This window comes from Caulobacter vibrioides (assembly GCF_002310375.3).
Classification (GTDB): Bacteria; Pseudomonadota; Alphaproteobacteria; order Caulobacterales; family Caulobacteraceae; genus Caulobacter; species Caulobacter vibrioides_D.
Map to the genome: position 1 here is coordinate 1,187,003 of NZ_CP023315.3, position 12,565 is coordinate 1,199,567.

Genomic DNA, 12,565 nt, shown 5'->3' on the forward strand with positions numbered 1-12,565 from the left:
TTCATCAGACCGGAAAGGGCTCCGAACCCAATCAGCGTCGCGCGGTGCTTGCGCCGCGCGGCGTCTCGCGTTCAACTGCCTTCAAACAAGTGTTGGGGAGGGCGGCATGAACCGTCGGGAATGGCTGGCCATGGCCGGCGCGCTGGGTCTTTCGCCCGCCCTTGGATCGGCCGCTCAAGCGGCGGAAAGCGACCCCACGGCGGCGCGTGACGCCTATCTCTACGCCCTGCCGCTGATCGAGATGGCCACGACCCGGGCGCGTCTGCTCAAGAGCCCCGGCGCGGCGGTCAACACCCTGACCCACACCCGGACCCTGTCGGACCACAACGCCCGCTGGGTGACCACGCCCAACAACGACACGCTCTATTCGTCAGCCTTCCTGGACCTGACGCAGGGCCCCGCGACCCTGACCATCCCGCCGCTGGGCAAGCGCTACTACTCGGTGGCGGTGATGGACATGTTCACCAACAACAACGTCGTGCTCAGCACCCGCACCGTCGGCGGGGAGGGCGGGACCTTCACCCTGGTCGGACCCGGGCAAGCCTCGAGCGGACCCAATCCCACCCGTATCGCCACGCCGCATGCCTGGCTCCTGATCCGAACCCTGACCGACGGCGGCGAAGACCTGGCGGCCGCCCACAAGGCGCAGGACGCCTTCCGCGTGAAGGGCGCGGCGGGGTCGCCCATCGCCGCCCACGCCGCGCGCGACGCCAAGCCCGCCGACTACTTCGCCACCGCGCGGGCGCTGCTGGCCAGCGATCCGGCGCCGTCCACCGACCTGCGCATTCTCAAGCGCACGGCGGCCTTCCTGGGCGCGGGACCGTTCGACGAGGACGCCGCGGCGAAGGGCGTCCAACAGGCGCGGATGATCACGCTCCTCGCCCAGGGGCGCCAGACCTTCATCAACGGCTGGTCGTATCCGCGCCCCAACCTTGGCGACTATGGCCAGGACTACATCTACCGCGCCATCGTCGCGCTGCAGGGACTGGGCGCGCTGCCGGTGGCCGAGGCCCTGTACATGAAGGCCGCGGGCGAAGACGGCGCGGGGACCTTTACCGGCGATGGGCCGTATCGCCTGATCATGCCGGCGCAACTGCCGCTGGAGGGGTTCTGGTCGTTGTCGATGTACGAGGCCACGCGCGATGGCCAGTTCTTCTTCACCGATAACCCGATCCATCGCTACACGATCGGCGACCGCACCCAGGGGCTCAAGCGCAACGCCGACGGCACGCTGGACGTTTGGATCGGCCGCGCCGATCCGGGCGGCGACAAGACCGCCAACTGGCTGCCGGCCCCCCAGTCTGGCCCGTTCGCGCTGTTCCTGCGCGCCTATCTTCCCAAGGCGGAAATGCTGGACGGCCGTTTCCGCGTCCCGGCCGTCGTGAAGGTCTGATCGGGGCTCGACCCGGACCGCGCGCGGCGGCAAAGTCGCGCCGACTCGTTTCTGAGGAGACCTCGCGATGAAGACCCGCGCCGCTGTTGCGTTCGAAGCCAAGAAGCCGCTGGAGATCGTCGAGGTCGACCTGGAAGGCCCCAAGGCCGGCGAGGTGATGGTCGAGATCAAGGCGACCGGCGTCTGCCATACCGACGCCTACACCCTGGACGGCTTCGACAGCGAAGGCATCTTCCCCTCGATCCTGGGCCACGAGGGCGCGGGCGTGGTGGTCGAGGTCGGGGCCGGCGTGACCAGCGTCGCGGTCGGCGATCACGTGATCCCGCTCTACACGCCCGAATGCCGCCAGTGCAAAAGCTGCCTGTCGGGCAAGACCAACCTGTGCACGGCGATCCGCGCGACCCAGGGCAAGGGCCTGATGCCGGACGGCACCAGCCGGTTCTCCTACAAGGGCCAGCCGATCTATCACTACATGGGCTGCTCGACCTTCTCGAACTACACGGTCCTGCCCGAGATCGCGGTCGCCAAGATCCGCCGCGACGCGCCGTTCAAGACCGCCTGCTACTGCGGCTGCGGCGTGACGACGGGCGTGGGCGCCGTGACCAACACCGCCAAGGTCGAGCCGGGCGCCAACTGCATCGTCTTTGGCCTGGGCGGCATCGGTCTGAACGTCCTGCAGGGCCTGAAGCTGGTGGGTGCCAACATGATCGTCGGCGTCGATATCAATCCGGACCGCGAAGAATGGGGCCGCAAGTTCGGCATGACCCACTTCGTCAATCCTAAGGACGTCCAGGGCGATCTCGTCGCCCACCTGGTGGCCCTGACCGACGGCGGCGCGGACTACACCTTCGACGCCACCGGCAACACCGGCGTCATGCGCACGGCGCTGGAAGCCTGCCACCGCGGCTGGGGTGAAAGCATCATCATCGGCGTGGCCGAGGCGGGGAGGGAAATCTCGACCCGTCCGTTCCAACTGGTCACGGGCCGCGTCTGGAAAGGCACGGCCTTCGGCGGCGCGCGCGGCCGCACCGACACGCCCAAGATCGTCGACTGGTACATGGACGGGAAGATCCAGATCGACCCGATGATCACCCACGTCCTGCCGCTGGACGAGATCAACAAGGCGTTTGACCTGATGCACGCGGGCGAGAGCATCCGGACCGTGGTGACGTTCTAATTTGAATTCCCTCCCCCTTGATGGGGGAGGGTAGGGTGGGGGTGATGCGGCGTCGGACGCCGCGCGCCGCCGCCGGCTCAGTAGATCACCCCCATCCCCGACCCTTCCCCCATCAAGGGGGAAGGGAGAGGAGCAAGCCCATGACCGTCGAAACCCTCTCCACCCACCGCGTCCATGGCGGAACGCTGCGGTACTGCAAGCACGACAGCACCAGCACCGGCACGCCGATGAAGTTCACGGTGTGGGTTCCGGACGGGCAGGGGCCGTTCCCCTATCTCGTCTGGCTATCGGGCCTGACCTGCACCGAGGACAATTTCACGGTGAAGTCGGGGGTCTATGAGCACGCCGCCCAGCACGGGATCGCTATCGTCGCGCCCGACACCTCGCCGCGCGGGGAGGGCGTCGCCGACGATCCGGCCTATGACCTGGGGCAGGGGGCGGGCTTCTATGTCGACGCCACCCAAGCCCCGTGGGCGCCGCACTTCATGATGCACTCGTATGTGACTGGCGACCTTCTGGCGGCCGTCGAGGGCGGCTTCCCGCTGGACGGCGCGCGCAAGGGGATCTTCGGTCACTCGATGGGCGGCCACGGCGCCCTGACCATCGCGCTCAAGCACCCCGAGCTTTTCAAGTCGGTCAGCGCGTTTTCGCCCATTGTCTCGCCGTTGAACTGCCCGTGGGGCGACAAGGCGCTGAGCGCGTATCTCGGCCCTGACCGCGCCGCCTGGCGTCCGTATGACGCCTGCGCCCTGATCGAGGACGGAAAGGGGGCGAGCTTTGATGACATCCTGATCGATCAGGGCCTGGCCGACAGCTTCCTGGAAAACCAGCTGAAGCCGCAGCTGATCGAAGCCGCCGCCGCCAAGGCCGGCCGCAAGGTCACGGTCCGCCGCCAGGACGGCTACGACCACAGCTACTTTTTCATCACGTCCTTCATCGGGGATCACCTGGCGTTTCACGCTCAAAGGCTGTGACCCCGGGCTGCATTGAGAGGGTATGGCGATATGCTATGCTCGCCTCATGGTCCCCGAGCCGTCCATCTTCGAGATTGACGCGGAAGCCGAAGAGGCCGCCGATGCGGAAGGCATGGCTGACATCGCAGCCGGCCGCGTTGTACCCCACGAAGAGGTCTCCGCCTGGCTCGACACTTGGGGGACGCCCGAAGAAAAGCCCGCGCCCGAGACGTGGCGCAAGTAGTCTGGACTTGGCGTGCGCTGGCCGATCTGACGGCTATCCGCGGCTATATTGGCCAATTCAGCCCGCTCGCGGCCCAGCGCATGGCTCTACGGCTCAAGACCGCTGCTGACAGCCTAGCGGAGTATCCCGAGCGCGGCCGCCCAGCAACAGCGACGCTTCGGGAGTTGGTCGTCGTTCCGCCCTATGTGATCCGCTACTATGTGGCTGACGGCCTGGTGCATATCGTCCGCATCCGGCACGCCGCCCGGTTGTGACTTTTTCGTAATTCATCCTGGGTTCAGGCGGCGAGCGGTCCTCTCACGGTCAAGCTGACCAAAAAGAGGGGACACCAGCATGAAACTCGCATCGCTCGCCGCCGTCATCGTCCTGGGCCTGAGCACCTCGGCCTGTGTGATCATCGACGCCGATGACAGCCATCCTAACGTCGCCGTCAACGCGCAGACGGGCGACCGTCCGCTGGAGGCGCTTGGCGGCGCGCGGGTCGACGGCGCCGATCTGGTGGTGCGTGTCAGCTCCAATGGCTGCACGCGCCAGGAGGACTTCTCGGTCGAGACCCAGCGCCGCGACGGCCTGACCAGCTTCTCGTTCGTCCGCAAGCGTCCCGACAACTGCAAGGCCCTGCTGCCGGAGGGCGTCGAGCTGCGCTATCCGCTGGACGCGTTTGGCGTCGAGCGCGGCGGCAAGATCCGCCTGCGCAACTCGCTGGTCCGACCGTAAGCCCAAGGGCGGCGGAAGATTGACTCTCCGCCGCCGCTCCCCCATAAACCGCGCCTTCACGCCGCCGGCTCGCCGCGCGGCGCGATGACCTTATGACGGATTGACCCGAAGCCGCCGTTGCGATCGCGACCCGAAAGGGGAGCCGGCCCGGATCGTTAGAAAGAACGACTATGTCGAAGCGCCATAGCGCCAAGTACAAGATCGACCGCCGCATGGGTGAAAACCTGTGGGGCCGTCCGAAGTCCCCGGTCAACTCGCGTTCCTACGGCCCGGGCCAGCACGGCCAGCGTCGTAAGAGCAAGGTTTCGGACTTTGGTCTGCAGCTGCGCGCCAAGCAAAAGCTGAAGGGCTACTACGGTAACCTGACCGAGAAGCAATTCTCGCGCACCTACGAGGAAGCCGCCCGTCGCAAGGGTAACACCTCGGAGAACCTGATCGCTCTGCTCGAGTCGCGCCTGGACGCCATCGTCTATCGCGCCAAGTTCGTGCCGACCGTGTTCGCCGCCCGCCAGTTCGTGAACCACGGCCACGTGACCGTGAACGGCAAGCGCGTGAACATCCCGTCGTACCGCTGCAAGGCCGGCGACGTGATCCAGGTCCGCGAAAAGTCGCGCAACATGGCTCTGGTCCTCGAAGCCGTCGCCTCGAACGAGCGTGACTTCGCCGAGTACGTCTCGGTCGACGCCAAGAGCCTGTCGGCCACCTTCGTCCGCGCTCCGGAACTCTCGGAAGTTCCGTATCCGGTGAAGATGGAACCGAACCTCGTCGTCGAATTCTACGCTTCGTAAGCGTCGGATCCGAACCGATACGGAAAAGGCCCCGGAGCGATCCGGGGCCTTTTTTGTTGCGCCAAGGCCTTGAACCGGATCGGACGGGCGCCTAATTGCGGTTCAGCGGGACCGGGCCCCTCTGGCGAGCAATGCAAGTGCTCGTGATGTCGGACCGCATCGGGTGTTCTCGATGTCTTGGGTCCGGCCGCCTAGCCCCCCTCCCCAAAAGGCGCCGCCTGTCGTCGAGAACACCCGAGCATCCTTTTTGGACCGGAGGTTCCGAATGCCGCTTCTGATGTGCCCCAACTGCGACGCCTCGATGCAGGCCGTGCAACGCGCCAGCGTCGAGTTCGACATGTGCCCCCGCTGCCGGGGCGTCTGGCTGGATCGGGGCGAGCTCGAGAAGCTGATGGCGATGGAGCGCGACGAGACCCAGGCGGTCTATGGCCAGCCCAAGCCCTACAGCCGGCCCGATCATCATCACGACCATGGCCATAGCCACAGCGCCAAGCGCCATGACGACGACGACTATCGTCGCCACGGCCACCACAAGAAAAAGCGTTTCGACCTGTTCGACATCTTCGACTGACGAAAGACGATGAACCACTTCAAGACCTACATGCTGCTGGCGGGCCTGACGGCCCTGTTCATGGCCGCCGGCTTCCTGATCGGCGGCGCCACCGGCATGATGATCGCGCTGGTCTTCGCCCTGGCCATGAACGCGTTCTCGTACTGGAACGCCGACAAGATCGTGCTGCGGACCTATGGCGCGGTCGAGGTCGACGAGAGCCACCCCGAGCCGCTGATCCGCAACTATGTGATCGACACGGTCGAGATGGCCCGCTCGGCCGGCCTGCCGCGTCCGCGCATCACGGTGATCGACAGCGCCCAGCCCAACGCCTTCGCCACCGGCCGTGACCCCGATCACGCCGCCGTGGCCGCCAGCACGGGCCTGCTGCAGCTTCTGACCCGCGAAGAGATCCGCGGCGTCATGGCCCACGAACTGGCCCACGTGAAGAACCGCGACACCCTGGTCATGACCGTGACGGCGACCATCGCCGGCGCGATCTCGGCCCTGGCCAACTTCGCCTTCTTCTTCGGCGGTTCGCGCGATGAAGAGGGCAACGGCGGCGGTCTGGGCGGCATGATCGGCGCGATCCTGATCGCCATCCTGGCGCCGATCGCGGCCATGCTGGTGCAGATGGCCATCAGCCGCGCCCGCGAGTACGAGGCCGATCGCATCGGCGCGCAGATCGCCGGCGACTCCGAGTCGCTGGCCCGCGCGCTGCAGAAGATCGAGGCCTATGCCCGCGGCGGCTATGAGAACGTCCAGGCCGAGCGCAATCCGGCCACCGCCCACATGTTCATCATCAACCCGCTGGCCGGGAAGGGCGCCGACAACCTGTTCTCGACCCACCCGGCGACCCACAACCGCGTCGAGGCCCTGATGCGTCTGGGCGTGGAGCGGGGCGCGCGTCGTCCGGCTATGGCGGCGGCGACGTCGTCCAGCGTGCCGCTGAGCGGCGAGCGCGGCGGCCCCTGGAGCTGATCTGGGCCTCTGGTCAGCACGCCGCGCTGCTGCGATCCTCAAGGCGGATCATGCGCTTTGAGGATCGGTGAGCGGCGTGCCTTCGCGCAGAGTTTTCATGTGGACGCTCGCCGCCCTTTCGCTGGCCGGCTGCGCGACCCTGCCGACCTTATCGACGCCCGAACCAGGCGAGACCTGGCCAGAGCTTGAACCCCTGCTGTCGGTGACGCCAGGTCGCGAGGGGTTGTCGATCCGCGTGCGATCCCAAGGCTGTGCGGCGAAGTCTGATTTCGTGTTTCGGGTCGATCGCAAGAACGGCCGTGCGGTGGTCGCCTTTGCGCGGCGGCGGCTGGAGACCTGTCGAGGCGTAGAGGGGGAGGCGACGCTGTCATTCAGCTACGCCGAACTGGGCCTTTCGGCGCGGGATCGGATCGTCGTGGCCAACCCCATCGCGCCAAGCACCTGAACGCGCGCACCGTCGTGTGTGAGGATCTTGAGGCTTTCTCAGCCGGGGGCTCGTTGCGTCCTTCGAGGCTCGCCGGTGGCTCGCACCTCAGGATGAGGAAACCGCTGCTGAACACCTCATCCTGAGGTGCGCGCGCCTGAGCGCGCCTCGAAGGACGCAGGGCGCCGGACGTCCCGCTAGGGTCTGTAACAGCCTCTAGCCCCCCTCCAGAAACCCGACCTTCCCGGCGAAGGCCGGGATCCAGATCGAAGCCGCAAGCGTGAGCCCGGCCCCGCAAGCGGGGCGGGAGGCTTGCGGCGTTTACTTCAGCCCTTCGGCGTGAAGCGCTCGATCATCCAGGGGAGGACGCGGGCCGGGCGCTTGGCGGCGATGTCGATCAGCACCCAGTCGGTGCGGACCTGGGCGCACATCTCGCCGTCGGGCCCATCGATGCGGATGTAGCGCTCGAAGCGCGGACCCTTCAGCTCGCCCACCCAGGTATAGCCGGTGGCGGTTTCGCCGGGCAGAAGCTCGCGGCGATAGTCGACCTCGTGGCGGCGTGCGACCCAGCTCCAGGGCGCGCGTTCTTCCGGCGAGGTCCAGGCGTCCCAATGGGTGATGGCCAGATCCTGCGCCCAGCCCAGATAGACCACGTTGTTGACGTGGCCATTGGCGTCGATGTCCGACGCCTTAGGCATGAAGGTCAGGGTGTAGGCGTCCGACGGCGGGACGAACAGGCGGCTCATGCCGAGACGGCCACCTTTAGGCGGCGATCACGCCCTGTTCGGTCAGGAAGGTCTTCAGCTCGCCCGACTGGAACATCTCGCGGATGATGTCGCTGCCGCCGATGAATTCACCCTTCACATAGAGCTGGGGAATGGTCGGCCAGTCGGTGAAGGTCTTGACGCCCTGGCGCAGATCGTCGTCCTGCAGCACGTCGACGCCGACGAACTCGACGCCCAGGTGATCCAGGATCTGCACCACCACCGACGAGAAGCCACAGCGCGGCTGGTCCGGCACGCCCTTCATGAACACCACCACCGGATGGTCGGCGACGGTCTTGGCGATGAAGTCCAGAGCGGGGGAGGCGGCGGCGTCGGTCATGGCGGTATCCTAGAGTGCTCCTGTCAGCTAGGCGCCGTGCGGGCCGGGGTCAAGTCCGGTGGGCGGCCTTCTCGCGTTCTTGAGCCGAGAAGCGGGCCATCTCGATCTGGGCGCAGACGCCGGTGGGCAGGTCGCGCTCGACCACGGCGGCCAGGCGCTCGATCTCCTGGCGGTTATCGGCGGTGATCCGCACCGTGGCCAGCGACGGCTCGGTCAGGGCGTAGCCGAGACAGATGTCCTCGGCGCTCCAGCCGGGCGTGTTGCTCAGGAACTCATAGCCGCCGACATCGGCCAGCGGGTCGGTGCGCCGTTGCCAGAACGAGGGCTTGGGCGGGGTCTTGTCGGCGACTTCGCGCAGGGCCTGGGGCCAGAAGTCCTCGCCGATGACCGCGAAATCGTTCTTCGACGCCTGGCGAATGCGATGGCGCTCAGCCCATCCCGAGGAGAGGTTGTAGGGCGAGGAGACAGCGGTGACCAGGTCATTGGCCAGCAGGCCCGGATCGATGTCGCCGCGACTGGCGATGCCCACCCCTCGGAGCGCGCGGCCTTTCTGCAAGTCCTGGAGGCCGGACTCGAAGGCCACGGGCAGTGACGACGATTGCGGATCGTTGATCAGCACCAGGTCCAGATAGTCCAGCGACAGGCCCTCGAAGGCCGATCGGCGCAGGACCTCCAGCGTCTGTTGGCTATGCTGCATCGCATCGCCACGGATCCGCCAGGTCAGGAACAGCAGGTGGCGCTCGACCGACGCAAAGGCCTCACCGGCTCCCTTCAGCAGGTCGGGCGCGTCGCCGTCGATCTGGAAGCTGTTGACGCCGTTCTCAAGCGCCGTGAACACCAGGGCGCGCCAGTCATTGGCCCGGAGCCGCGGGCTATCAGCCAGGCGCAGCGTCAATGCCGAAACCGCGATGCCCGTTGTTCCGAAAGGACGATAGCGCACGGTGCTGAGGCTCCTACTCGGCGGGGGCGGCGGTTTCGAGGGCCAGGGCGTGCAGGGTTCCGCCCAGGACGTCGGCCAGCGCTCGGTTGACCAACTGGTGCTGACGTACGCGCGGCAGGCCCTTGAACGCCGGCGAGACGATCCGCGCCTTCCAATGATCGTTGTCGCCGACCATGTCCGTCAACACGATCTCGGAATCCGGAAAGGCCGCGACCAGGCGGGCTTCGAGCTCGGCGTGAGACATGGGCACGGGACAGACACTCCGATCTTTCAGCCGATCTTCTGGCCGAGAATCCTTAAGAACAACCATACGTGGCGCGTTCGAATGACAGCGCTAGCCATAGGGCGAACCGCCGTCATGACCGAGATTTAACTAAATCCCACGCGCGAGGCGAGGCATGTAGCGGCCATGATCATCTCTCGTCGCTCGCTGAGTCTTTTCGCCGCAGCCTTCGTCGCCGTGGCCTCGCCCGCCTTCGCCAATCCTGGCGACAAGGCCCTGGATGATGTCCGGATCCTGTCCGCCGACGACATGCAGGGGCGCGGGGTCGGGACGCCGGGTTCCGAGAAGGCGCGGGCCCATATCCTCTCGCGGTTCAAGGAGATCGGCCTGGCGCCGGTCAGCGACCGGTTCGAGCACACGTTCACCTTCACCAAGCGCGACGGATCGACGGCGCAGGGTGTGAACCTGATTGCGCGGATCAAGGGAACGACGCCGGGCAAGGCCATGGTCGTCACCGCGCACTACGATCACCTGGGCGTCCGCAATGGCGAGATCTACAACGGCGCCGACGACAACGCCTCGGGCGTGGCGGGTCTGCTGGCGGTGGCCGAGGCGTTCAAGGCCAAGCCGCCCAAGCACGACGTGATCCTGGCGGTGGTCGACGCCGAGGAGAGCGGCCTGCGCGGCGCCCGGGCGTTTGCGGCCGCGCCGCCGGTTCCCCTGGAGTCGATCGCCCTCAACATCAACTTCGACATGCTCAGCAAGAACGCCAAGAACGAACTCTTCGTCGCCGGCGCGTCGGCGTTCCCGGTGCTGCGGCCGATCCTCGAGCGGGTCGCGGCGACGGCGCCGGTGACCTTGAAGCTGGGCCACGACACCGACGCAGATGGGGCGCAGAACAACTGGACCAACCAGTCCGACCACTACGCCTTTGTCGAGAAGGGCGTGCCGTGGGTCTATTTCGGGGTCGAGGACCACCCCGAATACCATCGTCCCAGCGACGACTTCGCGACCATCCCGCAGGACTTCTTCAAGCGGTCTGTGGCGACCGTGGTGCAGGCCAGCGTCGTGCTGGAGGCGTCGCTGGACGAGGTGGCCAAGAGCGCGAAGCGCTAAGCACCGCGCATCTGGCCAGCCGCCGGGCGCGACGGATTGTCTCTGGTCTGGCTGGAGAGGCCAACTGTCCCTAATCTGGGGGGATCACCGTGATTCCGGTAACCCCCAGGAGCTGAGCGATCATTTCGCCCGCCATCAGAGCTCGGATCGCCAGAGCCGTGCCGACGGTCTGCCTCATCGTGGGCGTGGCCATGGTGCTGGATTTCGTCATCGACATCCTGCTGCTGGACAACCGCCCGGCCTATGCGCCGCTGACGACGCTGGTGATGTCCACGATCATCGCCGCGCCCTTGGCCTACTGGGTCGGCAGTCAGAACATCCGACTCGAGGAGATGCACGCCGACCTCAAGGCCAGCCTCGACGCCAAGCAGGGCGCGATCGAGGAGGCCCAGGCGGCGCTCGCCAAGTATCGCGAGGTCGATCGCCTCTACCGGCTGCTGGGCGACAATCTGACGGATCACGTCGCGCTGTGGTCTCCCCAAGGCGAGCGGCTCTACAGCTCGCCCAGCATTGAACGCATCACCGGCTATACGCTTGAGGAGTTCATGGCCCTGCCGCCGCAGGCCCTGGTCAGCGACGCCGATTTCAAGTGGGTGCAGGGCATCATCCAGAAGCTCACGCCCGGCGGCGCGCCCGTCAGCGCCGACTATGAGAGTCTGTGTAAGGACGGGACGCGGATCTGGGTCGAAAGCACCTATTCCATGCTGGGCGACGGATCAGGCATCCTGCTGGTCACCTCGCGCGACATCACCGAGCGCAAGCGCCTGGAGCTGGATATCGCCAAGGCCCTGGAGATGGCCGAGGCGGCGTCGGCGGCCAAGTCCGACTTCCTGGCCAACATGACCCACGAGCTGCGCACGCCGCTGACCGCGATCATCGGCTTCGCCGAGGTGCTGCGCCGCTCGCGCAATCTGAACAAGACCGCCACCCGCCAGATCGGCCACATCCTGGACGCCAGCAACACCCTGCTCAGCGTCGTCAACGACGTGCTGGACTTCTCGCGGCTCGAGGCGGGCGGGCTGGAGCTGGACCCCGCGCCCTTCGATCCGGCCGCCATGGCCTCATCCTGCGCCGGCCTAGTGGCCGAGCGTGCGGAAGCCAAGGGCCTTGAGATCCACGTTCGCACGGCGCGCGGCGTCAAGCCGATGGACCTTGATGGACCAAGGCTTAGCCAGGTGCTGCTGAACTTCCTGTCCAACGCGGTGAAGTTCACGCCTCACGGCTCCATCACCGTCGCCCTCCGCCAAACGATCGAGGGACACGAGGCGGTCTTGCGCGGCGAGGTCATCGACACCGGCATCGGCATCGCGCCCGAGCACCGCGAGAACATCTTCGACCGCTTCTCCCAGGCCGACGCGGCCGTGTCGCGGCGCTTTGGCGGGACGGGCCTGGGTCTGGCGATCTCGCGCCGGATCATCGAGCGGATGGATGGCCGTATCGGCGTCGACAGCGTCGAGGGCCAGGGTTCGACCTTCTGGTTCGAGGTGCGCGGACCGCTCGCCGAACTACCGACCCAGGAGGCCCAGGAAACCTCGCCCCTGGCCGCCGACGCCGATGTGCGTTTGCTGCTCGTCGAGGACAACGCCGTCAATCGCGAGCTGATCTGCACGATGCTGGAGCCCTTCGGCGTGGCCGTCGAGACCGCCAATGACGGCGTGGCGGGCGTCGAGGCCATGCGCCAGGGCCAGTACGATCTGGTGCTGATGGATGTGCAGATGCCGGTCATGGACGGCCTGACCGCCACCCGCGAAATCCGGGCCTGGGAAGGCGCGCGTGGCGCTTCCACGCCGATCATCGCCATGACCGCCAACGTCCTGCCCGAACAGGTCGCCAACTGCCTGGCCGCCGGCATGGACGACCACCTGGGCAAGCCGATCAGCCCCAGCAAGTTGCTCGAGGCGGTGGCGCGCTGGGCGGGACGGTCGCACGCGGCTTAAGATCGCCGCGTGCTCCTG

16 protein-coding genes are annotated in these 12,565 nt (G+C 66.8%); 12 read left to right on the plus strand and 4 right to left on the minus strand.

The window, feature by feature from the left end; genetic code table 11:
* The first annotated feature begins 106 nt into the window (after nucleotides 1-106).
* The 10 genes from CA606_RS05490 (at nucleotide 107) to CA606_RS05535 (ending at nucleotide 7,248) form a co-directional block, all read left to right on the plus strand.
* On the plus strand, nucleotides 107-1,393 hold the full coding sequence (locus CA606_RS05490; RefSeq protein WP_096052043.1) for a DUF1254 domain-containing protein: 1,287 nt from the start codon (nucleotides 107-109) through the stop codon (nucleotides 1,391-1,393).
* Nucleotides 1,394-1,460: 67 nt separating this feature from the next.
* Nucleotides 1,461-2,570, plus strand: a complete 1,110-nt coding sequence (locus CA606_RS05495) for an S-(hydroxymethyl)glutathione dehydrogenase/class III alcohol dehydrogenase (protein ID WP_096052042.1) — start codon at nucleotides 1,461-1,463, stop codon at nucleotides 2,568-2,570.
* Nucleotides 2,571-2,710: 140 nt separating this feature from the next.
* On the plus strand, nucleotides 2,711-3,544 hold the full coding sequence (gene fghA / locus CA606_RS05500; RefSeq protein WP_096052041.1) for an S-formylglutathione hydrolase: 834 nt from the start codon (nucleotides 2,711-2,713) through the stop codon (nucleotides 3,542-3,544).
* 46 nt (nucleotides 3,545-3,590) lie between these two features.
* Complete coding sequence (locus tag CA606_RS05505) at nucleotides 3,591-3,767, plus strand: antitoxin protein relB-2 (RefSeq protein ID WP_024265819.1); 177 nt, start codon at nucleotides 3,591-3,593, stop codon at nucleotides 3,765-3,767.
* On the plus strand, nucleotides 3,719-4,021 hold the full coding sequence (locus CA606_RS05510; RefSeq protein WP_096052040.1) for a type II toxin-antitoxin system RelE/ParE family toxin: 303 nt from the start codon (nucleotides 3,719-3,721) through the stop codon (nucleotides 4,019-4,021). Before CA606_RS05505 ends, CA606_RS05510 begins: the two co-directional genes overlap by 49 nt.
* A gap of 79 nt (nucleotides 4,022-4,100) precedes the next feature.
* Nucleotides 4,101-4,484: a hypothetical protein gene (locus tag CA606_RS05515; protein WP_096052039.1), complete on the plus strand. Its 384-nt coding sequence runs from the start codon at nucleotides 4,101-4,103 to the stop codon at nucleotides 4,482-4,484.
* A gap of 170 nt (nucleotides 4,485-4,654) precedes the next feature.
* Nucleotides 4,655-5,272, plus strand: coding sequence for a 30S ribosomal protein S4 (gene rpsD, locus CA606_RS05520; protein WP_010920368.1), 618 nt, complete (start codon nucleotides 4,655-4,657; stop codon nucleotides 5,270-5,272).
* Between the two features lie 265 nt (nucleotides 5,273-5,537).
* Nucleotides 5,538-5,843, plus strand: a complete 306-nt coding sequence (locus CA606_RS05525; RefSeq protein ID WP_096052038.1) for a zf-TFIIB domain-containing protein — start codon at nucleotides 5,538-5,540, stop codon at nucleotides 5,841-5,843.
* A gap of 9 nt (nucleotides 5,844-5,852) precedes the next feature.
* On the plus strand, nucleotides 5,853-6,803 hold the full coding sequence (gene htpX / locus CA606_RS05530; RefSeq protein ID WP_096052037.1) for a zinc metalloprotease HtpX: 951 nt from the start codon (nucleotides 5,853-5,855) through the stop codon (nucleotides 6,801-6,803).
* Nucleotides 6,804-6,870: 67 nt separating this feature from the next.
* Nucleotides 6,871-7,248 carry a hypothetical protein gene (locus CA606_RS05535; RefSeq protein ID WP_096052036.1) on the plus strand — a complete coding sequence of 126 codons (378 nt, stop codon included), beginning with the start codon at nucleotides 6,871-6,873 and terminating at the stop codon, nucleotides 7,246-7,248.
* A 305-nt stretch (nucleotides 7,249-7,553) separates the two neighbouring features.
* Here CA606_RS05535 and CA606_RS05540 read toward each other — a convergent pair whose 3' ends face one another.
* From CA606_RS05540 to CA606_RS05555, 4 genes are read right to left on the minus strand one after another with little or no spacing between them, the layout of a single operon-like run.
* The gene (locus CA606_RS05540) at nucleotides 7,554-7,973 is read right to left on the minus strand and encodes an acyl-CoA thioesterase (RefSeq protein WP_096052035.1); all 420 of its coding nucleotides are present in this window, start codon (nucleotides 7,971-7,973) and stop codon (nucleotides 7,554-7,556) included.
* A gap of 16 nt (nucleotides 7,974-7,989) precedes the next feature.
* A complete protein-coding gene (grxD, locus tag CA606_RS05545; RefSeq protein WP_096052034.1) occupies nucleotides 7,990-8,331 on the minus strand; it encodes a Grx4 family monothiol glutaredoxin in 342 nt (113 codons plus the stop codon).
* Nucleotides 8,332-8,380: 49 nt separating this feature from the next.
* Entirely contained in the window at nucleotides 8,381-9,271 is an 891-nt protein-coding gene (locus CA606_RS05550; protein WP_096052033.1) for a hypothetical protein, read from the minus strand.
* Between the two features lie 13 nt (nucleotides 9,272-9,284).
* Nucleotides 9,285-9,521, minus strand: coding sequence for a BolA/IbaG family iron-sulfur metabolism protein (locus CA606_RS05555; RefSeq protein WP_181242800.1), 237 nt, complete (start codon nucleotides 9,519-9,521; stop codon nucleotides 9,285-9,287).
* 159 nt (nucleotides 9,522-9,680) lie between these two features.
* On the opposite strand from CA606_RS05555, the gene CA606_RS05560 reads away from it, so the two are divergent.
* Complete coding sequence (locus tag CA606_RS05560; RefSeq protein WP_096052031.1) at nucleotides 9,681-10,610, plus strand: M20/M25/M40 family metallo-hydrolase; 930 nt, start codon at nucleotides 9,681-9,683, stop codon at nucleotides 10,608-10,610.
* 122 nt (nucleotides 10,611-10,732) lie between these two features.
* A complete protein-coding gene (locus CA606_RS05565) occupies nucleotides 10,733-12,547 on the plus strand; it encodes a PAS domain-containing hybrid sensor histidine kinase/response regulator (protein WP_096052030.1) in 1,815 nt (604 codons plus the stop codon).
* Nucleotides 12,548-12,565: the final 18 nt, after the last annotated feature.

What these genes read in the sequence shown, in the direction of transcription:
- CA606_RS05490 (WP_096052043.1), top strand. Translation starts at nt 107, where the DNA reads ATGAACCGTCGGGAATGGCTGGCCATGGCCGGCGCGCTGGGTCTTTCG.
- CA606_RS05495 (WP_096052042.1), top strand. Translation starts at nt 1,461, where the DNA reads ATGAAGACCCGCGCCGCTGTTGCGTTCGAAGCCAAGAAGCCGCTGGAG.
- fghA (WP_096052041.1), top strand. Translation starts at nt 2,711, where the DNA reads ATGACCGTCGAAACCCTCTCCACCCACCGCGTCCATGGCGGAACGCTG.
- CA606_RS05505 (WP_024265819.1), top strand. Translation starts at nt 3,591, where the DNA reads ATGGTCCCCGAGCCGTCCATCTTCGAGATTGACGCGGAAGCCGAAGAG.
- CA606_RS05515 (WP_096052039.1), top strand. Translation starts at nt 4,101, where the DNA reads ATGAAACTCGCATCGCTCGCCGCCGTCATCGTCCTGGGCCTGAGCACC.
- rpsD (WP_010920368.1), top strand. Translation starts at nt 4,655, where the DNA reads ATGTCGAAGCGCCATAGCGCCAAGTACAAGATCGACCGCCGCATGGGT.
- CA606_RS05525 (WP_096052038.1), top strand. Translation starts at nt 5,538, where the DNA reads ATGCCGCTTCTGATGTGCCCCAACTGCGACGCCTCGATGCAGGCCGTG.
- htpX (WP_096052037.1), top strand. Translation starts at nt 5,853, where the DNA reads ATGAACCACTTCAAGACCTACATGCTGCTGGCGGGCCTGACGGCCCTG.
- CA606_RS05540 (WP_096052035.1), bottom strand. Translation starts at nt 7,973, where the DNA reads ATGAGCCGCCTGTTCGTCCCGCCGTCGGACGCCTACACCCTGACCTTC.
- grxD (WP_096052034.1), bottom strand. Translation starts at nt 8,331, where the DNA reads ATGACCGACGCCGCCGCCTCCCCCGCTCTGGACTTCATCGCCAAGACC.
- CA606_RS05560 (WP_096052031.1), top strand. Translation starts at nt 9,681, where the DNA reads ATGATCATCTCTCGTCGCTCGCTGAGTCTTTTCGCCGCAGCCTTCGTC.